Origin of the sequence: Mycobacterium sp. RTGN6, from assembly GCF_033804605.1 — a bacterium.
GTDB lineage: Bacteria > Actinomycetota > Actinomycetes > Mycobacteriales > Mycobacteriaceae > Mycobacterium.
The window spans coordinates 160,039-181,810 of sequence record NZ_JAPZKZ010000008.1 but is presented as its reverse complement, the minus strand read 5'-3'; the positions used below and the strand labels follow the sequence as shown (position 1 = coordinate 181,810).

Sequence of the window (21,772 nt, the reverse complement as noted above, 5' to 3'; positions counted from 1 at the left end):
CGTGACCAACACCAGGGTGTGCGTCTCCACCGCTTGCCTCCCGAGATCTTGTTACTCGAGAGTAACTTAGGAGGGTTACTCGCCGGTAACTTACGCTAGATGCCTGCTCATAGTTGCATCATGGCGTAGAAGGTCGCTACGAAGGCTGTCCTAACTCGTAACCTCAGACGCTCGGTTGCGGGTTGACGACGATCGGGTGCTTGATCGTCACTTCCGGTGCCGACGTCGCGGTCGTCGTGGTTGACGTGGGGGTGGTGGTGGTCGGAGGCGTCGTCGACGTCGTGGTCGTCGGCGTCGTGGTGGTGGTCGTGGTAGGGGTTGCTGTGGTGGTTGTCACTGGCGGGGGCGGTGTCGTGGTCACCACGGGTGCGGGCTGCTGGGGCTTCGGCTGCTCGACGGGCACCCGCCGTGGGGCCTGCGTGACCACGACGGTCTCCGCGACGACCGGTTGCGTCTCACCTGCCTGCGACACCGGCAGCTGCGTCGAACTGACGGGCGCCGTCGACACCGCGATGGTGCTGACCGCGCTGGCCGGGGTCAGGTCCTGCGCGAAGGACGTCATGCCGACGACCGCCAGTGCCGCCGCGGCGGCGGCCGCAGCCGCGACGAACAAGAGCACGGGTCCGCGGCGACGTTCGGGTGCCGGGACGTCCGAGCCGTGGTCGAAGTCGACGTCCGGGCGACTGGCCTCCAGTGGATCGAACGCGTCGAGCTCGTCGGGTTCGGCCTGCGACCAGGCCAGCGCGGTGGGGGCCGGCGTTGCCGCCGTGGGGGCTGACTTTGCGGCCGTGGGGGCCAGCGCGGTCCGGGTCAGCTCGGTGCGGGGGTCCGATTCGGCAGTGGCCATCAACACCGCCCCGGCTGCGGCTGCGAGTTGGGGGTTCGGCGTGGTGATGACGGGCGCGCGCAGCTGCTGCGACAGCGTCTGGGTGACCAACGGGATGCGGGCTCCGCCACCGACAGCCGCCACCGCGGCGACGTGTTGCGGCGCAATGCCGTTGCGCAACAAGGCATCTTCGAGTTCACCCACGACCATCCCGAGGCGACCTTCGACGAGCGTCTCGAGCTCGCCGCGCGTGAGCCGCACGCTGGTCTGCGTGCCGGGGAGGTCGACGGTGATGGCCGTCGCCGTCTCGGCGGACAGCCGGTGCTTGGCCAGCCGGCAGGCCTGACGCAACCGTGCCAGCGAGCCGACCATCGCCGTGCCGGAGGAATCAGTCTGGCTGGCGTCGGAGAGTTCTGCGACGACCTTGTAGAGGATGGCCTGGTCGACGAGGTCACCGGAGAAGTCGGTGACGCGCACCGTGTCGCCGATGCGCGCGAAATCGCTTGCGGCGTCGAGCAAGGTGATGCTGGTTCCGCTGCCGCCGAAATCGCACACGACCACGACGCCGCGGGACGGCAGCCCGACCTCGGTGCGCAGTGCCCACGCCGCCGCGGTGGCATCCGACACCAGCAGTCTGTGATTGGAGCCGTCGGAGCGCAACGCCGCCACGGTCGACGGTGACCAGTGGGCGGGCACGGCCATCGCGACGTTGGACACCGGGGCACCGTGCGTCGCGCCCATGATGGTCGTCTCGAGCGCCTCCGCGAGCAGCGCTTCAGGGCGGTGGGTCGAGCCGTCCGAGGCCACCAGGGGTACTGGGTCGCCGATGCGATCGACGAAACCGCTGAGCCAGCCGCCCTGTGCGGTCCGCACCACGGCGGGCGCAATGATCGTCTGGGCGCCGTGAACCGCTGCCAGGTTCGTCGCCCCGACCGAGATGCCCAGCGAATTCCGCAGGCCGGCATGTCGATTCGTGTGCATGGGACGACGGTAGGACGCGTGCGCGTTAATCGGATCGGTGGCGGACCCGCTGCCTTAGGTACCCCCGTAGGGGAATTTCGTTAGGGGATCGGGGCGCGTACGGGGACGCGGTTAGTGTGTGTCGCCGGTGGTGCCGCCATAGGTGGTGATCTTGTATTCCGTGGCGGCCAGCGAGAGCGTGAGTTCCCGGATCTGGCGGCGGATGGTGTCGCGATGTTCGAGCAGCATGTCGAGTCGTTCTGGCACGGTCTGCTCGCCACTGTCGACGAGCGAGATGTAGTGCTGAAGATCGCGGATGGCCATGCCGGACAGTCGCATCCGGGTGAGGAAGACGAGGCGGCGCACCGCCTCGGGATGGTAGCTACGGTGGCCGCTGCTGTCGCGGTCGACCTCGACGAGCCCGGCGCGTTCGTAGTAACGCAGGGTGTGCGCGGAGACGTCGAGCAGCTCGGCGACTTCGGCGATGGTCATCGGCTCGCGGACGTCACTGGTGTCAGCGAGCCGATGGATGACCTCGATCGACATCGGGCCGTCGAGCTCGCTGAGCGAGGCGAGCGCCCTGCTCATCAGGTCGTCGGTGGACATACTCGATCCTAGATCGGACGCAGCGAGGCGGCGGCGTCGGTGAAGTCTGCGCTGCGGGCCAGCTCAGCCCACTGGCTGACCTCGTCCAGACCGCGTTGGTAGGTGGCCGTGAGCCGCTCGACGGCCTCGGCGCCGAGCGGCAGCCGCAGCGGCACCTGCTCGGAATGGGCTAGGGAGACGATGATCTGCGCGGCCTTGGCGGGGTCGCCTTCCTGGTTCCCGTCTGCACCGGCCATGTCGGCTCGCACGTCGGCCAGGATCTCGCGATAGGTCTGTGAGGCGTTGGTGAAGTCGAGCACGTCGGCGCCGTTGAACGCGGTGCGGAACCGGCTGGGCTCGACGACCATCACGCGGATCCCGAACGGGGCGACCTCGTCGGCCAAGGCCTCTGACCATCCCTCCAACGCGAACTTCGACGCCGAGTAGGTCGACACACCTCGGAAAGACATCCGCCCGCCCTGGCTGCTCATCTGCACGATCGTCCCGCCTCCCTGGGCCCGCATGACCGGCAATGCCGCGCGCACCAGCGCAGCGGGACCGAACAGGTGCAGGTCCATCAGGTCGCGCAGCTGCGTGTCGGTGACCTCCTCGGCAGCGCCGACGATGGCGCGGCCCGCATTGTTCACCACGACGTCCAACCGGCCGTAGTGCTCAACCGCCACCTGGACGAGGCCTGCGGCTTCAGTGACGGCTCGGGCGTCGAACTGAACGCTCGTGATGCGGTCACCATGGGTGGTCGCTAGGTCCGCCACGCTGTCAGGGTTGCGGACCGCCGCCACGACCTGATCGCCCTCGGCAAGGGCCGCCTCGGCCAGCGCACGTCCGAATCCCTTCGAGGCTCCGGTGATGATCCATGTCTGTGGTGCCGTATGCGTGGTCATGGCCGCGACGTTAGAAGTTCGAGCGCACTCGAACGCAAACGGTCAGCCCAGTATCGCGCGCAGCATCGAGAGCATCTCCGAGCGCGACTCCGCGCCGAGCCTGCGACGAATCCGGGCCACGTGATGTTCGACGGTCTTGGCCGAGATCAACAACTGAGCACCGATGTCGCGGTACTGCATGCCCTGCAGCAGCAGTTCGGCGACTTCGCGTTCGCGATCCGACAGCCGCGAGAAGGGCGCCTGGGCGGTGCCGGCGTGCGGGGCGGTCGAAGTCGACGTGGGCACGGGCATCACGTCGTCGTCGCCCGACGCGTTGAGTTTGAGGTCGCGCGCCACCTGAAGCATCGCACCCGACACGCGTCCATCGGGTGTCTGGAGCGCGGCTTGGCTGGCCAATCGCGTGGCATCCCAGGTAAGTCCGTACTGCGCGAGCCCCCGCGCGGCGGCACCGACCTCGTCGATGTCGACGTGGTTGGCCAGCACCCGCAGCCACGTGCGGCCAGCCCCGGCCAGGGCCTTGGCGAACGGGCTATGCGCCGCGGCGGCGGTGAGCGCCGCACCGTGAGGGGCCACCGCCGCGGGATCGTTCGCCAGGATCCCAGCGTGCACGCCCGCCCAATGCAGCGGCACCGACCACAACAGCGGATTACCAAGGCGCTCAAGCAGTTCGAACGCATCGGCGATCGGCTGGCGTAGCCGGTCGACCTGATGCACCCGCGCCGCCGCCACCCACAACTCGCCGAGCGGCAGCAGCGACACCAGGTCAACGGAGTGCTCCGACTGCACCTCCATCGCCGTGTACCAATGCTTCTGCACCGCCCCGCTGTCGCCGCTGCGCCGGGCGATCGCCGTCTGGAGCGCGGCCGCCCACAACGCGTCGCGCCGGTGAAGGTCGGCGCCCACCGCGGTCGCGACGTCCGCCGAGGCCGCGGCGAGCTGGCCGTCCTGCATCCGGACCCAGCCCTGTAGCAGCCGGTGCCGGTGGATGACGAAACCCTCGTCGTCGCCCGCTCCCCGCACCGCCCGTCCGATGACGCTTCGCGCGCGCACCGGGTCGCCGCCGTGCAGCGCGACGAGGGTGACGAGGGCCGCCGCGGTATCGGGCGCAACGCCCGGCGGACGCTGGTCGGTGATCGACTGCGAAAGTCGCGCCATGGCAACCGAATACGGCTGATCGAGGGTGAGCAGCAAGCCGTCGGCGAGACTGCGCGCCGCGCGCGCTGTCGAGGTGGGCGGCCCCGTTGCGTCGACGTCGAGCGCCGCCCGCGCCGAGGCTGGGTCGCCTGTCGCGACGGACACGACCGCGCTGGCGGCGGCGACGTGCGCATCGGGTTGCGGGCCGAGCCAGCGGAACAGGTCGGCGGCCTGGGTCGCACCGCCGTCGTGCATGGCGATGCTGGCCGAGATCCTCACGGCCGTCGCGCGTTCCGCCGGGTCCTCGGAGCTCAGCAGGTCGTCGGCGAGGCGCCCGGCGGTCGCGCAGTCCCCGGTCATCGCAAGCGCATCGGCCAGTTGGGCCGACAGCTTGGTGGCGCCGGCTTCCGCAGCGGCCCGATAGAGCCGGGCGGCCTGGCCGGGGTCCCCGCGACCGTGCGCCGCACGGTTGGCGAGCTCGTCGGCCAGTGCGCCGTCGCGCATGCCGTGTTCGGCCAGCCGCAGCGCGAGATCGGTTGACAGCGTTGACATCTCCAGCTGTGAGCGCAGCAGCGACGCTTCCACGTCGTGATGCCGGGCGGTGCCGACGAGCTGCGTGAGGCTGCGGTGCAGGGAGCGCAGGAACGTGGGGTTGTGCGACGGCGACAGCAAGCCGGTGGCCCTGGCCTCGTCGACCAACGCGGCGGCCCCCGCGCCCTCGAGTCGCAACGCCGCTGCAACGTCGTCCGGGCCAAGCTCGGGGCTGAGCGAACACAGCAGCAGGGTGTCCAGCACGGGTTCGGCGACGCGGACCAAGCGCTCGGCCAACGCGACGCGCGCCGCGTGGACGGCCGCCGTTGCGGGCGTATCCCCGTCGGCCGACCGGGCCGCGTCCAGGGCCGGATAGAGCAGGAACGGCAACCCCGCCGTCGACGCCATCAGCGCCCGCCCCAACTCAGCGGGCGGCACGGCGCCAAGCACTTCCGCCGCGGCGCGGAGCAGCTCCTTGCCGGGCAGCGGACCCAACTCCACTGCCGCGTTCTCCCGCGCGATGGCCGTGACCAACTCGGTGAGCGCGGCGTGATGCGCCAGCGGCGCGGCGGTGACGACGACGGTGGCCTGCGGATCGGAGACCAGCTCGGTCAACCGTCGGAGCTCGTCGTCGTCGAGCAGGTGGGCGTCGTCGATGACGACGGCCGCGGTCGTTCGTTCGTCGGGGCGCGGTGGTCGGCTGAGCACGGTGACGCCCGCATCGCGCAGCGCCGACCGGATTGCGGTCAGCGCGGAGGTCTTCCCCGTGCCGATGCCGCCGGAGACCAGCAGCTTGGCGGGTTCCGTCGGGGCCGCCGTCAGCGCTGCGATCGCGCCGCGTCCGGTCACGGCGCTGAAGGCGCCAATACGGGGACCGTCAGTTCGGGCACCGCCGCGGGAGCCGTTGCCGGGGCGACCGAGGCGGGTGACACCACGGTGTTGGGCAGCACCGTCACCTCCGAACTCGGCGGCGTGATCGGCGGCAACGTCGTCGTTGTCGTGGTGGTGGTCGTCGGGGGAGTGGTCGTCGTGGTCGTCGTCGTGGTGGTGGTCGTGGTGGTCGTCGTCGTGGTGGACGAGGTCGTCGACGAGGTGGTCGTGGGGGAGGTCGTCGTTTCCGTCGTGGTCACCGGTGGCGCGACCGACGTGCTCGTCTCGCCGTTGGGCTTGGTGATGGTCACGACCTGCGACTCCGAGTTGGGGGGCAGCACCGGGACCGTGTTGCCGTTGGAGTCGGTGGTGTAGCTGGTCGCCGTTGCGGTGACCGGACCCGACGGCTCCGACGAACTGGTCAGGGTGATGGCGAGGCCGCCCGCGGCGAGCAGCAGCGCGGCCGCGGCGGCGCCGAAGAGAATGGGCGGCCGCTTGTACCAGGCGAGCGGCTCCGGTTCGGGGAGGTCGTCTTCTTCGTCGTGGGCGTACGCCATGGCGGGACGCGCATCGGTCGGCCCGCTGTACTCCGACTGGTACTCACCGCCGGCGTACGGCACCGGCTCTTCGCCTACGGTGTCGTCCTGCGACCACGCCAGCGAGCCCGCCGACGACGTCGGTGCGCCTTCGGCCGGGGCCATCTGCGTGGCGTCGGGGCCCCCGCCGGCCCAACCCATCGTGGCCGCCAGTCCCGTCGCGTCGTCGGCGGCCGGGGCCATGCCGGTCGGCGTATCCGGGGAAAGCCCGCGATCGGCGACGACGAACGCGCCCGCCGCAGTGGCGAGCAACGGCGAGGGGGTCGTCACCACGGGCGCCCGCAGTCGCTCGGAGAGTCGTTGCGTGACAAGCGGAATGGCGGCACCGCCACCGACCGTCGCCACCGCGGAGATGGCCGACAGCGGAATTCGGTAGCGCTGCAACGTGTCTTCGATGACGTTGATCAGGCCGCCGAGCGGCTGATCGATCAAGTGCTCGAGTTCGGGCCGGGTGACCCGGAAGTCGGAGGCGTAGCCGGGCAGCTCGGCGGGCAGGACCGTCGCGGTGTCGGCGGACAGCCGCTCCTTGGCCCGCCTGCATTCGTCGCGCAGCCGCGCCAGCGACCCGACGGCGGCCGTGCTGCCCGGGTCGGTGTCGTTGGCCGCGGCGATGCCCGCCGCGACGTGGTTGAGCAATGCCTGGTCGATGAGATCGCCCGAGAACTCGGGGTAGCGCACGGTGTCCCCGATGAGGGCGAGGCCCGCGCTGGCGTCGGCGAGGGTGACGCTGGTTCCGGTCCCGCCGAGGTCGCACAGCACGACGACCCCGTTCGGTGGCAGTCCCGGCGCCGCCCGCAAGCCGGTCAGGGCCGCCCCGGCGTCGGGGATGATCGATGGGGCGACGCCGTTGGGGTTCAAGCCCGGCTTCGTGCGCAACGCGGCCCGCAGTGCGCCGACGACCGCGGGACCCCAGTGCGAGGGCACGGCGATCGTGACGGGCGCTCCGCCGCCGACCGTGCGCGCCAGCGCGTCGAGCGCATCGACGAGCACGTACTCGGCGCGGTGCGACGACCCGTCCGGCGCGACGATGGGGACCGGGTCGCCGACCCGTTCGACGAACGACGTCAATACGAGCCCGGGCTGACCTGGGTTCGGGTACTCCCCGGGTGCCCCGACCTCCGGCGCGCGGTCGTTGAACAGCGTCAAAATCGACCGTCGGGTGACCGGCGGTCGACCCTCGCGGATGGCGACCAGATTCGTGGTTCCGATCGACAATCCCAGTGCGTCGCTCATGTGATACCCCTGTGTCGGATGCCTGTCGCGGCGGAATCAGTCCTCACCATAACCGCCGACGGGTGGGCGGGGACGTCGATCCCCCTAGTGTCCACGAACCCCTAACGGTCGGCCCCCTAACCGGATGTCGAAAGGCCTGGGTTTCGCACCGATCACGGCGGACTGCATCGTCGATAGCATCGTCATCAACAACCGATGACAAGAAAGGAGGTGCGTCGTGACCAATTCGCTCCTCGACTTCGTGATGTCGCTGGTGCGTGATTCCGAGGCTGCAGCGCAGTATGCCGCTGACCCGGCCCAGGCCATCGCCGATGCCAACCTTACGGACGTGACCAGTGCGGACGTCAATCAGTTGATCCCGGTCGTCGCGGAGTCGCTGTCCTCGGCCATGCCGACGACCGGTGTCGACGGGTTCGGCGCGGACGCCGTCAGCAATGTGTGGGCGAGCGGGGCGGCCACCGCGGCGTTCGACGCCTTCGACGACCACCTGCCACAACAGGTACTCGACGACCCGCACGGCGTGATCAACGACCTGATCGGGACCTCCGATGACGCGGTGTTCGATACCGCCGCCCCGAGCTACGACGTGCCCACAGTCGCAGGCCTGGACGACCCGGCGCTGCAGCTGGACGCCCCCGTCATCGACGACCTGCCGGTCGACGACGCCGCGCACGAGACGGAATGGGTTCAGCACGTCATCGACGACGATCAGTCCACCCCCGACGCCCCGGGATTCGAGGATCTCATCTAGGCATTCACCCCAGTACGACGACGGCGCGGCCCATGGTGGCCGCGCCGTCGTCGTATTTGGGCACGTCACGCCCCATCCCCCGACACCCCCAGGCCAATCCCCTAATCCCCTAACCCATAACCCCGCCCCGGCCCGCCATGGCCGTGTCGATCAAGGGGAACCGGCCCCGTTTCCCGCAGCCCGCGTACTCCATAACGTTGTCTTCAGTTCGCCGGACCACCCGGTGACAGACCAAGAAACAATCCTCTGAAAGGAAACTCCGATGACCTCACTGCTCGACTTCATCCTCGATCTGTTCCGCAGCCCCGAAGTGGCCGCGTCGTTCATCCAGGACCCGGACGGGGCTCTGCGTGACGCCGGGCTGCCGAACGTCAGCCCCGCCCAGATCCAGGCAGTGGCCGCCACGGCCGCTCCGGCAGGTCTCGCTCTCGGCGGCGGCGGCGATCCCGTTGTCGGCCTGCAGCGCGCGGTGGCCAACCACCACAGCATCGCCTCGCCGTTCTCCCCGCAGACGACGTTCGCGCCGCAGACCCAGACCGAGTTCGCCAGCCGCAACAACACGGACGTCGCCAGCAACAACGACTTCCTGAGCCCGAATGCCGGCGGCGACCTCCAGCAGGGCGGCGTCAACCTCGACTTCGGTGACATCACCTTCGGTGACAAGACCACGAACACCGCCACCGATGGCGGCGTCGTGAACACCGGCAACGCTGGCGACATCGACACCACGAACGTCGAGGGTGACGGGAACGTCGTCGGTGACGACAACAACGCCAACACCGGCAACATCGGTGGCGGCTCCAACGTCAACGTCGGCGAGGACAACGAGATCGACGACCGCGGCGACCAGACCGCCGGCGGCGACATCATCTCCGGCAACGAAGGCCCCGTGATCAACGACGTCGACATGAGCGGCGGCGACGGCGGCAACGCCTCGACGCAAAGTGGCGGCGGCATCTTCGGTGGAGGCGTCGCCAACGACAACTCCGCCAATGCCGGCGGCGGCGGCGGGGGTGGCGGCATCGTCATCAACGACAACGACTCCACCACCACCAACACCGGTGGCGGCGACGTCACCACCGTCGACACCGGCGGCGGCGACATCTCCGGGAACGTCGACGCCAGCCACGACGACAACTCGGTCGACAACTCGCAGACCGACAACTCGGTCGACAACTCGCAGACCGACAACTCGGTGGACAACTCGCAGACGGTCGAGACCAACGTGGAGGTGGACGCGGGCTTGTTCTGAACCAACTGAATAACGCGACTGGCGGGGACCTCCTCTCATCGGGGTGGTCCCCGCTAGTGCGTGCGCCTACCGTTGGACGAACACGCAAGAGAAGAAAGACGATATGACGCAACCGAACGATCCCCGCAAGGTCAAGGTCATCGTCGAGTTGATCGATCACAGCACCAAGATCGCGGCCACCTACGATCGCGGCGATTTGGTGGAACGACTGGGCCGGGCCAAGGAGCGGATCTCCGACCCGCAGATCCGGGTGGTCATCGCCGGCCAACTCAAACAAGGCAAGAGCCAGCTGCTGAACTCGCTGCTGAACGTGCCCGTCGCCCGCGTCGGCGACGACGAGACCACGGTTTTGGCCACGGTGGTGTCCTTCGGGGAGCAGGCGTCGGCGCGGCTGATCGTCGCCAGGGGCGACGGCGCCGAGCCCGAGGTGATCGAGATTCCGCCCAGCGAGGTCCAGACCGACCTGCGCCGCGCACCCCAGGCCGGCGGCCGCGAGGTGTTGCGCGTGGAGGTCACCGCGCCGAGTCCACTGCTGAAGAACGGCCTCGCGTTCGTCGACACCCCCGGCGTCGGCGGCCACGGCCAGCCGCACCTGTCCGCGACGCTGGGCCTGCTGCCCGACGCCGACGCGATGCTGATGATCAGCGACACCAGCCAGGAGTTCACCGAGCCGGAGCTCACCTTCATCCGGCAGGCGCTCGAAATCTGCCCGTTGGCAATCATTTTGGCTACCAAGACCGACCTGTACCCGCACTGGCGGGAGATCGTCGCGGCCAACCAGGCACACCTGCAACGGGCCGGCGTCACCGTCCCGGTCACCCCGGTCTCTTCCATGCTCCGCAGCCACGCGATTCAGATGGACGACAAGGAACTCAACGAGGAGTCGAACTTTCCCGCCATCGTCAAATTCCTCAGCGAGCGGGTGCTGTCCCGCGAGAACGACCGGGTACGCGACCAGGTACTCACCGAAGTGCGTTCAGCGGCCGAGCATTTGACGCTCGCCGTCACCACAGAGCTGTCGGTGATCAACGATCCCGACGCCAGGGGCCGGCTCACCGACGACCTGGAACGGCGCAAACAAGAGGCGATGGATGCCCTCGCGCAGACCGCGCTGTGGCAGCAGGTGCTCAACGACGGAATCTCGGACCTGACCGCTGACGTGGAACACGACCTGCGGGGTCGGTTCCGGGCGATCACGCAGCACACCGAGAAGGTCATCGACGGCTGCGACCCGACGAAGCATTGGGCCGAGATCGGCTCCGAAATCGAGCACGCGGTCGCCACCGCCGTCGGCGACAACTTCGTCTGGGCCTACCAGCGCGCGGAGGCGCTCGCCCAGGAGGTGGCACGCACGTTCATGGAAGTCGGCATCGACGCGGTCGAGATGCCGCAGCTCGACGCGCGCGACATGGGTGCGGGCTTCGGCGAGATGAAGTCGATTTCCCGGTTGGAGGCCAAGCCGCTGCGCGCGGGCGACAAGGTGGTCTCGGGTATGAGGGGCTCCTTCGGCGGCGTGATGATGTTCGGCATGCTGACGACGTTCGCAGGGCTGGGGATGTTCAACCCGCTGTCGTTGGGTGCCGGGGCCTTGCTGGGCCGCAAGGCCTACAAGGACGACATGGACAACCGAATGATGAGGGTGCGAAACGACGCCAAGAACAACATGCGCCGCTTCGTCGACGACGTCTCCTTCGTGGTCACCAAGGAGTCGCGGGACCGGCTCAAGGGTGTTCAGCGCCAGCTGCGGGACCACTACCGCGGCATCGCCAACCAGGCCACGCGCTCGCTGAACGAGTCACTGCAGGCAGCGCTCGCTGCGGCGAAGCTTGAGGAGAACGAGCGCGCCACGCGAGTCAAGGAACTCGAGCGTCAACTCAACATCCTGCGTCAGGTCACCGAGCACGCGCTGAAGCTGTCGCCCCAACCCACCGAGCCCAGCGCGCAACCCGTCGCCAGGTGACCTCGCAGCCGTAGTGCCTATGCTGGTTATCCGGCAAAGGCCAACCGGATCCCGAGGTAGCGCGAAATGAGCACGAGCGATCGAGTGCGCGCGATCCTTGGCGGCACCATCCAGGCCTACCGGTCCGATCCCACATACGGAAACCGGCCCGAGCTGCACAACGAACTGGAGTGGATCGGGCGACGGCTGAACCAGCCGATCCGCATCGCGCTCGCCGGGACCTTGAAGGCAGGCAAGTCGACACTGGTGAATGCCCTTGTCGGCGAGGACATTGCGCCCACCGACGCCACCGAGGCCACCCGCATCGTGACCTGGTTCCGCAACGGCCCCACCCCCAAGGTGACGGCCAACCACCGCGGCGGCCGACGCTCCAACGTGCCGATCACGCGGGGCAGCAGCGGGTCCGGTGAGCGTGGCCTGACGTTCGAGTTCGCCAGCCTGGACCCCGTCGACGTCGTCGACCTCGACGTCGAGTGGCCCGCCGCCGAGCTCATCGACACGACGATCATCGACACCCCCGGTACGTCGTCGCTGTCGCGCGACGTCTCCGAGCGGACGCTGCGGCTGCTGGTGCCGGAGGACGGCGTGCCGCGGGTGGACGCCGTCGTGTTCCTGCTGCGCACGCTCAACGCGGCGGACATCGCGCTGCTCAAGCAGATCGGCGAACTCGTCGGTGGGTCGGCCGGCGCGCTCGGCGTCATCGGCGTCGCGTCCCGGGCCGACGAGATCGGAGCGGGCCGGATCGACGCGATGATGTCCGCGAAGGACGTCGCGACCCGGTTCACTTCCGAGATGGACAAGACCGGCATCTGCCAGGCGGTGGTCCCGGTTTCGGGGCTGCTGGCGCTGACGGCACGAACCCTGCGCCAGAGCGAGTTCGTCGCGTTGGAGAAGCTGGCCGGGGTCGACGTCGCCGAGCTCAGCAAGGCGATGCTGTCCGTCGACCGGTTCGCCCGCGAAGACAGCGCGCTGCCTGTCGACGCCGCCACCCGCGCGGCGCTGCTCGACCGGTTCGGCATGTTCGGCATCAGGATCTCGATCGCGGTGCTGCGCGCTGGGATCAGCGACTCGGTGGCGTTGGCCGACGAGCTGCTCGAGCGCAGCGGGCTGATCGCGTTGCGCGACGTCATCGATCAGCAGTTCGCCCAGCGCTCCGACCTGCTGAAGGCGCACACCGCGCTGCTGGCGTTGCGGCAGTTCGTGCAGTCCAACCCGATCTATGCGACGCCGTACATCCTGGCCGACATCGATCCGCTGCTGGCGGACACGCACGCGTTCGAGGAGCTGCGGCTGCTCAGCCAGTTGCGGGGCCGCGCCACGACGTTGAATGACGACGAGATGGCCTCGCTGCGCCGCGTCATCGGCGGTTCGGGCACCGACGCCGCGAGCAGGCTGGGGCTGCAACCCGACGCGCCGCACGACGGTCCGCGGTCCGCGTTCGCCGCGGCGCAGCGGTGGCGCCGGCGCGCCGATCACCCCCTCAACGACCCCTTCACGACGAGGGCCTGCCGGGCTGCCGTGCGCAGTGCCGAAGCGCTGGTCGCGGAGTACGCGGCGCTAGGCCGCTGACGCTAACGATCCGGCGCCGCAGCGCGAAGTAGAAGTCATGCGTGGCTTGCTTGGGTTGTCGATCGGCGCGACTCAGCTCGCCGCGGCGCGTCCCGACGGCTCGTCGATTCTGCGCCGCGCGGAGCTCCCGTGGCGGGGCACCCTCCTGACCGGTTTCGTCGAGCGCGTCGGCGACCCCGTCCCGATCGTCGCGCCGGACGGATCCGCGCACTCCGCCGACCGCCTGCTCGCCGCCGCCGTCACCGACCTCGTCGCGGTGGCCGGCCGGGCGGGCGAACGCTTCGCGGTGGCCGTGCCTGCCCACTGGCCCGATCACGTCGTCGGCCGTGTCCGCACGGTGCTGCCCGACATGACGGTGACGTCCGACGCCACCGCTGCCCTCGTCGCGCTGCGCGCTCACCCCGGCCTGCCCTCGCGTGGCGTGGTGGCGCTGTGCGACTTCGGCGCCACCGGCACCAGCGTCACGCTCGCCGACGCGGCGCGGGACTTCGCGCCGATCGCGCCGACGTTGCGCTTCGACGAGTTCTCCGGCGACCTGATCGACCGCGCGGTGCTCGCCCACCTGCTCGCCGATGCGGACGTCGACCCGGCGAACACGTCCGCCGTCGCGTCATTGACCACCTTCCGCGACCACTGCCGCCGCGCCAAGGAGCGGCTCTCCCACGAGACGGCAACCGGGCTGCCCGGCCCAGTCGGGTCGACGGTCCGGCTGACCCGCACCGAGCTCGACGGCCTCCTTGGCGTGCCGGTCGATGGGTTGCTGTTGGCCATCGACGACCAGCTGCGGCGTGCCGGAGTACGGCCCGCTGAGCTGGTCGCCGTCGCGACGGTCGGCGGGGGAGCTCGCATTCCGTTTGTCACGCAACGGCTTTCGGAGGCGCTGCGCACTCCGGTGACCACCTCCCCGGACGCGCAGACGGTCGCCGCCATCGGTGCGGCGATGCTGGCCGGCCGGGAGCCGGAAACGGCGACACGCGTGGTCGCGGCGCCAGGTACGTCGACGATGGCGGCGCCGGCCGCCGCCAGTGCGGTGCCGCAGGCCGAACCTGCGCTCGCGTGGTCGCAAGCGGGGGACTTCGACGAGTTCGAGGAGTTCGACGACGTTCATGGCGTCGAGTGGGCACGTCCCGAGGTCGCCTTCCAGCACGTCGACGACGACGAGCCGGTGGCATCGTTGGCGTGGTACCGGCGCCCCGCCGTGCTATTCGCCGCTGCGGCATGCGCTGCGCTCGCCGCGGCGGCGGGGCTCGTCGTCACCATGGACGCCGACACGGTGAGCACGGCGGCGGCCAGCCCGATCACCAGCGTGACGTCGCAGTCCCCGGCGTCGGCTTCGAGCGAGGTGCTCGCGGCCCCGCCCGTCACGCAGTCGGTCCAGGACCCCGGACCGGGGCCGACCGTAGTGCAGTACACGCAGGCTCCTGCGCCGCGTCGGCCCGCGCCGCAACCGCAGCCGTCCGTCGTCGAGGCGCCGCCGCCCCCACCTCCCGTGACGGAGCCGACCACCACGACGTCGGTGCAGCCCACCACGACCACCACCACGGAGCCGACCACGACGACGTCGACGCCCACGTCCACTACGACGTCCACGTCGACCTCGACGCCGACGTCCACCACGACCGCGACTGCGTCGAGTGAGCCGCCATCGAGTGAGCCGCCGAGTTCACCGCCGAGCGAGCCCCCGGTCTCGCTGCCGAGCTTGCCGAGTCTCCCGCCGCTGACCTTGCCTGCGGCCCCGAGCAGCGCCTGGGCGTGAGCCGCCGCGCGGGTCAGGGCTGCGGGTACAGCGTCCTGGTTTCGTTGAGCCGCGGCCGGGAGCGCGTCGTCCTGGGTTCGTCGTCCCTGGTGCGGGGCAGGATCCGCGACGTCGACTCGCTCGGCGAGGTCGAGGTATCGGTGCCGGACGTCGTCGTCTCACCCGGGTTGTTGATGTCGCTGGTGACGGGCGGACTGGTGCTGGTGATCGTCTGAGTCGTGCTGGTCGACGAGCCCGTGCGCGAGAACGAGCTCGAGCTACCACCCGGATCCAGGAAGTACTGCGGCGTCGGCGCGGGGTCGTTGAACTCCCGGACGAGCGTCGAGGTGATGAAGTACAGCAGCGCCATCACGACGAGCGCCGCGGCGCTGGCCCCGACGAGCGTCGACGTGCGCTCGTGCCAGGCCGGCTCGGCGGGCGCGTCACCACCTCGGACGTCGTCGCGGTCACCGGTCACGGGCACTGATAGTAGCCGCGGCCCCAGTCAGTGCAGCCGGGCCATGATCTCGTCGGCGAACAATGCCAGGTGATCCAAGTCGGACATGTCGAGCACCTGTAGGTAAACCCGCTGCAATCCGGCCGCTGCGAAGGGGCCGAACTTGTCGACGATCTCCGCGGGCGTGCCGACGAGCGGCGAATTGCTGCGCAGCTCGTCCAACTCGCGGCCGATGGCATCCGCGCGGCGGGCCAGCTCGGCTTCGTCGCGCCCCGCGCACACCACGAACGCCGCCGAGTAGGTCAGCGAATCGGGGGCGCGGCCCGCGTCGGCCAGCGCCGCGGCGACCCGGCCGAACTGGGTCTTCAGCTCATCGACCGCAACGAACGGGCTGTTGAACTCGGCGGCGAACTTTGCGGTCAGCGCTGGAGTGCGTTTGGCGCCGCTGCCGCCGATGACGATCGGAGGATGTGGCGCCTGCACCGGCTTGGGCAGGGCGGGCGAATCCGCTATCGCGTAGTACTTGCCGGAGTAGTCGAACGTTTGCCCCGTCGGCGTGGTCCACAGCCCGGTGAGAATGTCGAGTTGCTCCGACAGCCGGTCGAAGCGCTCGCCCAACGGCGGGAACGGGATGGCGTACGCCTTGTGCTCGGCTTCGAACCAGCCAGCGCCTAGCCCCAATTCGACACGGCCACCGCTCATTTCGTCGACCTGAGCCACCGAGATCGCCAACGGGCCCGGGTAGCGGAACGTGGCCGAGGTGACCAAGGTACCGAGCCGGATCGTCGACGTCTCGCGCGCGATGCCGCCGAGGGTCACCCAGGAATCCGTCGGCCCAGGCAGCCCGTCCCCGGCCATCGCCACGAAGTGGTCGGATCGGAAGAAGGCGGAATAGCCCAAGTCCTCGGCTGCACGTGCGACGGCTAGCTGGTCGCCGTAAGTGGCGCCTTGTTGCGGTTCGACGAATACCCGGAAGTCCACGGGCCCCAGCCTAGATGCCTCCCCTGGCAGCCTGCACGGCAGCGATCGCCTCGTCGTCGCCGGTGAACTCGACGCGGGCCTGGTCGCGTCCGGACGCGAACATCAGCAGTTCGAGCGGCGCCCCGGTCACCACGACCGTCCCGCCGCGGCCGACGGTGGCCAGCGTCTTGCCCTCGGGCGTGCGCAACGACACGTGGCCAGGGGCCTTGCCGAGCCCCATGCGGGCCATCATCCCCACCTGACGCGAGATGGCGGTCAGCTCGTCGTCGGCGAGTTCCCTTGGTTCCCAATCGCTTACCGCGCGCCGCACGTCCTCGTGGTGGATGAACATCTCCGCCACGTTCACCACCGGATCGAGCAGCTTGAACGGAGACAGCAGCGGTGGGCCCGACGCGATCTTGTCCAGCAGCACGTTCCAGTCGGTCTCGGCGGCGACCTGCTGGGTGACGCGTTCGGTGTAGTCGGCCAGCGCCGGGACCATGATGCCAGGGGCGGCGTCGAGCCGACGCTCGCGTACCACCAGGTGCGCGGCGAGTTCGCGCGTCGTCCACTCCCCGCACAGGGTCGGCTGTTCGGGGCCGGTGCCGCGCATCGTGGTGACGAGTGCAGCGCGTTCCCGCTGGGCGATGCTCATGTGTGCTTCCCCTCGTCGAACATGCCGTGGATAGTGCTGCGTCAGATGGTGATTACGCGGACGAGTTCTTCCAGTCCGATGAAGTCCTCACCGTTTCGGGTATAGAGGTCAAGGCGATTGGCGTGTGCCGTCGCGGCAATCAGTAGGTCCGCGAACCGGCTTCGCGGCTTCCTTCCTTCGCCAACGATGGCGGCGACGACGAGTCCATAACTCCGTGCGGTGGCACCGTCGAACTGGATCGGTTCGAGCATCGATTCGACTTCCTGCAGTCGAGCCTGCCGCTTCGCCGATTCGATCGCGGTCGCGGCGAGATGTGGCCCGGCCGCCAACTCGGCCACAGTGATCGCAGATACTGCCGCCTCGTCGGGTAGGGCCGCGATGACGACGGGGTCGTGCCAGTCGATGACGACGGACGTATCGAGAAGGCCAGACGTCAATTCACAGTCCTTGGTCGATCAACCGGTCGAGGTCGGCGCGGAACGCACGATGGTCGATGCGCACGCCAGCTGCCGCCAGCGCGGCGACTTCGTCGCGGGAGATGAACGTGCGGCGGCCGGCCTTGATCGGGCGCAGCTCGGCCACCGGTTCGCCGTTTCGGGTGACTACGAAGGTTTCGCCCGCCGTCACCGCTTCGATGACCTTGGCGTTCTCATTGCGCAGTTCGCGTTGTGCGATCGTCTTGGCCATCACCCCATCGTAGCAATGAGTGCTACAGCTAGCTACACTTTCCGTCGAGGCATTTCGGTCAGAAGAAGTCGACCTTCTCGATGGTCACGAACATGCCGTGTCCCGTGGCGTCGTTGGTGAACTTGGTGCCCGCCTCGGCTGCCTCGATGGTCCAGCCCTGCGCGGTGTACGTGCGGTAGTCGAGCGAGACGACGGGCGGGTCGCCGAGGTTGCCGACGAGCCACTCCTGCTCACCGTCGGCGGTCAGCCTGATCCCGTTGGCCTGGATGCCGTCGATCATCGGCGCGTTGGTGAACGGCGCCTCGCAGCCGACTTCCTCTTGGCTGAGCTGGCAGCGCGTCTTGCCCGACTTCGTCTCGATAAACGACCAGCCGTTCTCCGACGGGAGCGCTTCGCCGGGCGTTGGAGCCTTGGTGGGCGAACTCGGCTTCGACGTCGGGGTCGGGGTCTGCGACGACCGGCTCGGCCGCGGCGTCGAGAAGCTGGGCTCGGTCGGGTTGCCTGCGTTGGGTTGCGGCTCACCCGGCACCGTCGACTGGCAGCCCGTGAGCAGCGCACCCGCCGCGAGCACGCATGCCGCGATCCGCCGGGCGTTCATCGCGTCCTTCGCCTCCCTGGGCCGTGTGCCTTCGACGGTACCGACGCAGTGGCGCGTGTGAAACGTGTGACGGGCGATGGTTATGAAGCCGTGTCCCTGTGATTTGCCTGCACTGAGGGCTGTGATCCGGCGGAATTCGCGACCCTCAGCGCAGCCGAAGTTCGGCTAGGAAGCCGTGGCCATCGCTGCGTAGCCGTCGGACAGCGCACGCAGTTGGGCCGCGCCGTCGCCTGAGTACGAGGCTCCGTGCATCAGCGCAAGCGTGGTCGGATTCAGCTGTGCGAGTCGCTCGAGGGTCGGCGCCAGGTTGGTGTTCAGTCCGGTGGCGTGAAAGATGCCCTCGGCGTCGAGCGCCGGTGCGACGACGTCGGACTCGGTGAGCGCGGGGCACTGGCCGACGTGGGTGAGCAGGTCGCCCGCGAGCAGGGTCGACGTGGTCTCGTCGAACCACAGCCCGGCCTCCCAGTTGTGCGGCACGTGCGGTGTGGCGAGGAAGCGCATTCGGTGGCCACCGATGTCGCGGGGTTCGTCGGTGGCGGCGATCGGCGGGCGGTCGCACATGTCCGTCAGCGACAACATGCAGGCCAGTTCGCCATGGATGACCTCAGCGTTCGGGGCCGCGTCCAGGAGCAGGTTCATCGCGCCGCACTCGTCGGCCTCCAGGTGCCCGAAGGAGATCCAGCGCAGGCTCGTCAGCGGCAGCACCCGCTCGATGGCGGCGGACACCGCAGGGAAGAGGAAGCGCTGGCCGGTGTGGAAGAGGAACGGTTCGTCGCCGGTCAGCAGGAACTGGTTGAAGGTGAATCCGTGCTCGGTGATGTCCGGAATCCAGGTGGACAGCCGGAAGATGCCCGGTGCAATTTCGTCGACTGCGGTATCCATACGTTCATGGTGCGCCGCGGCGGCGCCCGAATGGCGGTGACGGACAATTACGTGCAATCAGCGACGCGGACTGCTGACCTCCACGAGGTAGCCGTCGGGCATGCGGCAGTACACCATCGTTCCGCGGTTGTTCTCGATGACCTCAGTCACGTCGAGCTGCAGAGCGCGGGCACGCGCCTGAACGTCGTGGACGGTGGCGACGGATTCGAGGGTGAATCCGAAGTGGAAACCCGACGGATACGTCTCCGCGGCCGACCTGGTGCGTTGCAAGACCAGGACGAATCCATCGCCGTCACCGAGGATGGCGATGGATGAACTGCGCGAATTGGATTGAAGCCGTAGGCCGAAGAGCGACTGGAACAGCGCAGCGGTGGCGCGAACGTCGGCGACCTGCAGGTCGAGGTGGTTGAGTTTCACGGGAGGGCCTTCCTGATAGCACGAAATAATCGTGATCAGGGAACCCGTGACGGGTTGGGCCATCGACGGTTGGACGATGGTGACCGGGACTCACCCAAACCGGTCTGTCTCTTCAGATCATGGTCATCGTATCGCGGCCGATTCCAGCCCGTCGACGAGCTGCGCGGCCATTCGGCAACCCGCCTGGACGTCCTCCCACGCGAGGGTCACCGGATCGGACGCGTCCAGGGCATGGCGGCTGTTCGCGAGCAACCGATCGGCCGCGTCACGCGCCCGCGCCACGGCCTGCCGATGGACCCATATCGCGGCGGCGAGGTCACCCGCAGCCTCGAGTGGTGACGTGACCTGAACTCTTGCGGCGTCGATGTCGGACGCCGCCCAGGCCACTTGCGCCGCCGCCGCATCGCTGACCTCGTCGCCGCCGGACGAGGTGGCCAGCCGTGCCCGCACCTGGGCTACGTGTTTGCGCCAGACGCCGTCGGCCGAACCCACCACGGCTGCCGCGGCGCCCCTCACCGCGATCACGGCCGGTCCGTCGCGGTGGCTGAACACGTGACGCTCGTCGACCTCCACCGCCGCGACCTCGACGTCGCAGATACCCGCCGCACCGAGGCCGCGCCGACCCGCGCCAGGCGGTTCGAGGCGCGCCGCGCTGCATGGCACCAGCACGCGAACGGGGCCGCCGTCGTCGGCGGGCAGGAGCAGCCACTGGGCGTGTTCGGCTCCGACGACGGACTCCCAACGACCTGTTAACGCGTCGTTGGGGCCGAGCTCTCCGCTGCCTCGAAAGGTGGTGGCGATCAGCGCTTCTGGATCCGCACCCCACACCTCGTCGAGCACCGGCTCGGGCAGCGCAGCAAGTTCGTGGGCGGCCGCATTGAACGTCATAGCGAGCCACCCGAGCGAACCATCGCGCACGGCGAGCTCGCAGACCGCCGAAACGAACTCATCGGCACTCCCAGCCAGCCCGCCGTAGCGAGCCGGCTGCAATACCCGATGTGCTCCTGAACGACTCAGCGCCGCAATCGATTCTGTCTCCGCCATACCTACCTCCGCAGACGTCGACAAATGGTATGCACTGATCGTGGCATGGGGCATGCGTTGGTGAGTGCGAGTACGTCCCAATCCGTGCTCAGCGCGGTCCGGACGCTACTGCCCGAAATCGAGGCGGCAGCGCCGGACGTCGACCGCAACGGCGCAGTGGACCCCAGCGTGATCGCCAGCCTGCATGACGCCGGATACTTCTCGCTGCTGCAATCGGCGCCGTTCGGAGGTTCCGAAGCCGCGCCGGACGACTACCTGACGGCCACCCGCGAGCTTTCCTCGGCGTGCGTGTCCACGGGCTGGTTGGCCGGATGGCTCGCGGTGAACAACTGGGGACTGTCGGTGCGCGATGAGCTGGTACTGCAGGAGATCTGGGGTGCTGACCCCCGGGCGCTGCTGTGTTCGTCGTACGCGCCGACCGGGCGGCTGGAGCGCGTCGACGGAGGGTTTCGGCTCTCCGGTCGGTGGACTCGGTGCACGGGCGCCCGCCACGCGTCGTGGCTGAGTGCCGCGGCATTGCGAGTAGGGCCGGACGGCGCCGCGCAGGACTTCATCGGGGTTCTGGTCCCGGGGAGTGACTATGTCGTCGAGCCGACCTGGAATGGGTTGGGGCTGCGTGGGATTGGCGCAGACGACGTCGTCGCCTCCGGGGTGTTCGTACCGGAACATCGCGCGTTCAGCTGGCTCGATCAAGGTGAGGCCGTGACCGCGACGCCGCTGGACCGGCTGCCGCAGCCGACGCTGTACACCCTTGCCGGGACCATCCCGCTGCTGGGCGCCGCCCAACGCCTACTGGCCACGTCGATCACCCATGCGGAGCCGGCGCTGAGTGCGGTCGCCATGGCCAGCACCGACGTCGAGCTGTCGGTGCTCCAGATCCGACGCAACATGGCCGAGCTCGTGGAGTGCGTTCGCGCGGGCGGCCATCCGGATGCCGAGTCGGTGCTGCGTGCGCGACGCGACCAGGTGATGGCCTCCGAGCGGGCCGTGCGGGCCGCCCGTGCGATCGTGCAGTCTCCGGGTCCCGACGACGGCCTGATCGAACGCGTGTGGCGCGACGTGCAGACGGCCCGGATGCACGTCTCCAGCAACGTGGAGCAGGTGCTGGCCGTCGTGGGCCGGTTCGCCATGGGGCTCAACGTCGACGACCTCATTTGGTGAGTGTCGG

At 69.1% G+C, this 21,772-nt stretch carries 20 protein-coding genes; 6 read left to right on the top strand and 14 right to left on the bottom strand.

The annotated features are described in order from the left end of the window. Positions 1-163: 163 nt before the first annotated feature. From SLQ33_RS20625 to SLQ33_RS20605, 5 genes are all read right to left on the bottom strand, one after another. Entirely contained in the window at positions 164-1,807 is a 1,644-nt protein-coding gene (locus SLQ33_RS20625; protein ID WP_319455732.1) for an Hsp70 family protein, read from the bottom strand. A gap of 111 nt (positions 1,808-1,918) precedes the next feature. Next, the gene (locus SLQ33_RS20620; RefSeq protein ID WP_319455731.1) at positions 1,919-2,392 is read right to left on the bottom strand and encodes a MerR family transcriptional regulator; all 474 of its coding nucleotides are present in this window, start codon (positions 2,390-2,392) and stop codon (positions 1,919-1,921) included. An 8-nt stretch (positions 2,393-2,400) separates the two neighbouring features. Next, positions 2,401-3,273, bottom strand: a complete 873-nt coding sequence (locus SLQ33_RS20615; RefSeq protein WP_319455730.1) for an SDR family NAD(P)-dependent oxidoreductase — start codon at positions 3,271-3,273, stop codon at positions 2,401-2,403. A 42-nt stretch (positions 3,274-3,315) separates the two neighbouring features. Further along, positions 3,316-5,787 carry an isoniazid response ATPase/transcriptional regulator IniR gene (gene iniR, locus SLQ33_RS20610; protein ID WP_319455729.1) on the bottom strand — a complete coding sequence of 824 codons (2,472 nt, stop codon included), beginning with the start codon at positions 5,785-5,787 and terminating at the stop codon, positions 3,316-3,318. Next, positions 5,784-7,637, bottom strand: a complete 1,854-nt coding sequence (locus SLQ33_RS20605) for an Hsp70 family protein (RefSeq protein ID WP_319455728.1) — start codon at positions 7,635-7,637, stop codon at positions 5,784-5,786. Before SLQ33_RS20605 ends, iniR begins: the two co-directional genes overlap by 4 nt. A 217-nt stretch (positions 7,638-7,854) precedes the next feature. Here SLQ33_RS20605 and SLQ33_RS20600 point away from each other — a divergent pair, with 217 nt between their 5' ends. The 5 genes from SLQ33_RS20600 to SLQ33_RS20580 all read left to right on the top strand — a co-directional run bounded on the left by SLQ33_RS20600 (position 7,855) and on the right by SLQ33_RS20580 (position 14,925). Further along, positions 7,855-8,388 (top strand): Rv0340 family IniB-related protein, encoded by a 534-nt coding sequence (locus SLQ33_RS20600; RefSeq protein WP_319455727.1) that lies wholly within the window; start codon positions 7,855-7,857, stop codon positions 8,386-8,388. Positions 8,389-8,650: 262 nt separating this feature from the next. Beyond that, a complete protein-coding gene (locus SLQ33_RS20595) occupies positions 8,651-9,640 on the top strand; it encodes an IniB N-terminal domain-containing protein (RefSeq protein ID WP_319455726.1) in 990 nt (329 codons plus the stop codon). Positions 9,641-9,743: 103 nt separating this feature from the next. Further along, positions 9,744-11,600, top strand: a complete 1,857-nt coding sequence (locus SLQ33_RS20590) for a dynamin-like GTPase family protein (RefSeq protein WP_319455725.1) — start codon at positions 9,744-9,746, stop codon at positions 11,598-11,600. A gap of 66 nt (positions 11,601-11,666) precedes the next feature. Beyond that, complete coding sequence (locus SLQ33_RS20585; protein WP_319455724.1) at positions 11,667-13,169, top strand: dynamin-like GTPase family protein; 1,503 nt, start codon at positions 11,667-11,669, stop codon at positions 13,167-13,169. A 37-nt stretch (positions 13,170-13,206) separates the two neighbouring features. Further along, entirely contained in the window at positions 13,207-14,925 is a 1,719-nt protein-coding gene (locus SLQ33_RS20580; RefSeq protein WP_319455723.1) for an Hsp70 family protein, read from the top strand. A gap of 13 nt (positions 14,926-14,938) precedes the next feature. Here SLQ33_RS20580 and SLQ33_RS20575 read toward each other — a convergent pair whose 3' ends face one another. The 9 genes from SLQ33_RS20575 to SLQ33_RS20535 form a co-directional block, all read right to left on the bottom strand. Beyond that, a complete protein-coding gene (locus SLQ33_RS20575; RefSeq protein ID WP_319455722.1) occupies positions 14,939-15,382 on the bottom strand; it encodes a hypothetical protein in 444 nt (147 codons plus the stop codon). 27 nt (positions 15,383-15,409) lie between these two features. Beyond that, positions 15,410-16,342: an LLM class F420-dependent oxidoreductase gene (locus tag SLQ33_RS20570; RefSeq protein ID WP_319455721.1), complete on the bottom strand. Its 933-nt coding sequence runs from the start codon at positions 16,340-16,342 to the stop codon at positions 15,410-15,412. 10 nt (positions 16,343-16,352) lie between these two features. After that, positions 16,353-16,976: a TIGR03085 family metal-binding protein gene (locus tag SLQ33_RS20565; protein ID WP_319455720.1), complete on the bottom strand. Its 624-nt coding sequence runs from the start codon at positions 16,974-16,976 to the stop codon at positions 16,353-16,355. 41 nt (positions 16,977-17,017) lie between these two features. Beyond that, on the bottom strand, positions 17,018-17,413 hold the full coding sequence (locus tag SLQ33_RS20560; protein ID WP_319455719.1) for a type II toxin-antitoxin system VapC family toxin: 396 nt from the start codon (positions 17,411-17,413) through the stop codon (positions 17,018-17,020). Between the two features lies 1 nt (position 17,414). Next, entirely contained in the window at positions 17,415-17,663 is a 249-nt protein-coding gene (locus SLQ33_RS20555; RefSeq protein ID WP_319455718.1) for a type II toxin-antitoxin system prevent-host-death family antitoxin, read from the bottom strand. Positions 17,664-17,721: 58 nt separating this feature from the next. After that, entirely contained in the window at positions 17,722-18,261 is a 540-nt protein-coding gene (locus SLQ33_RS20550; RefSeq protein ID WP_319455717.1) for a hypothetical protein, read from the bottom strand. Between the two features lie 165 nt (positions 18,262-18,426). Beyond that, a complete protein-coding gene (locus SLQ33_RS20545) occupies positions 18,427-19,143 on the bottom strand; it encodes an MBL fold metallo-hydrolase (protein WP_319455716.1) in 717 nt (238 codons plus the stop codon). 57 nt (positions 19,144-19,200) lie between these two features. After that, positions 19,201-19,560 carry a VOC family protein gene (locus tag SLQ33_RS20540; RefSeq protein ID WP_319455715.1) on the bottom strand — a complete coding sequence of 120 codons (360 nt, stop codon included), beginning with the start codon at positions 19,558-19,560 and terminating at the stop codon, positions 19,201-19,203. Positions 19,561-19,683: 123 nt separating this feature from the next. Continuing rightward, entirely contained in the window at positions 19,684-20,604 is a 921-nt protein-coding gene (locus tag SLQ33_RS20535) for a hypothetical protein (RefSeq protein ID WP_319455714.1), read from the bottom strand. Between the two features lie 60 nt (positions 20,605-20,664). On the opposite strand from SLQ33_RS20535, the gene SLQ33_RS20530 reads away from it, so the two are divergent. Next, positions 20,665-21,765 (top strand): acyl-CoA dehydrogenase, encoded by a 1,101-nt coding sequence (locus SLQ33_RS20530; protein WP_319455713.1) that lies wholly within the window; start codon positions 20,665-20,667, stop codon positions 21,763-21,765. The last annotated feature ends 7 nt before the right edge of the window (positions 21,766-21,772 follow it).

What these genes read in the sequence shown, in the direction of transcription:
- SLQ33_RS20625 (WP_319455732.1), bottom strand. Translation starts at nt 1,807, where the DNA reads ATGCACACGAATCGACATGCCGGCCTGCGGAATTCGCTGGGCATCTCG.
- SLQ33_RS20620 (WP_319455731.1), bottom strand. Translation starts at nt 2,392, where the DNA reads ATGTCCACCGACGACCTGATGAGCAGGGCGCTCGCCTCGCTCAGCGAG.
- SLQ33_RS20615 (WP_319455730.1), bottom strand. Translation starts at nt 3,273, where the DNA reads ATGACCACGCATACGGCACCACAGACATGGATCATCACCGGAGCCTCG.
- SLQ33_RS20605 (WP_319455728.1), bottom strand. Translation starts at nt 7,637, where the DNA reads ATGAGCGACGCACTGGGATTGTCGATCGGAACCACGAATCTGGTCGCC.
- SLQ33_RS20595 (WP_319455726.1), top strand. Translation starts at nt 8,651, where the DNA reads ATGACCTCACTGCTCGACTTCATCCTCGATCTGTTCCGCAGCCCCGAA.
- SLQ33_RS20590 (WP_319455725.1), top strand. Translation starts at nt 9,744, where the DNA reads ATGACGCAACCGAACGATCCCCGCAAGGTCAAGGTCATCGTCGAGTTG.
- SLQ33_RS20585 (WP_319455724.1), top strand. Translation starts at nt 11,667, where the DNA reads ATGAGCACGAGCGATCGAGTGCGCGCGATCCTTGGCGGCACCATCCAG.
- SLQ33_RS20580 (WP_319455723.1), top strand. Translation starts at nt 13,207, where the DNA reads ATGCGTGGCTTGCTTGGGTTGTCGATCGGCGCGACTCAGCTCGCCGCG.
- SLQ33_RS20565 (WP_319455720.1), bottom strand. Translation starts at nt 16,976, where the DNA reads ATGAGCATCGCCCAGCGGGAACGCGCTGCACTCGTCACCACGATGCGC.
- SLQ33_RS20555 (WP_319455718.1), bottom strand. Translation starts at nt 17,663, where the DNA reads ATGGCCAAGACGATCGCACAACGCGAACTGCGCAATGAGAACGCCAAG.
- SLQ33_RS20550 (WP_319455717.1), bottom strand. Translation starts at nt 18,261, where the DNA reads ATGAACGCCCGGCGGATCGCGGCATGCGTGCTCGCGGCGGGTGCGCTG.
- SLQ33_RS20545 (WP_319455716.1), bottom strand. Translation starts at nt 19,143, where the DNA reads ATGGATACCGCAGTCGACGAAATTGCACCGGGCATCTTCCGGCTGTCC.
- SLQ33_RS20535 (WP_319455714.1), bottom strand. Translation starts at nt 20,604, where the DNA reads ATGGCGGAGACAGAATCGATTGCGGCGCTGAGTCGTTCAGGAGCACAT.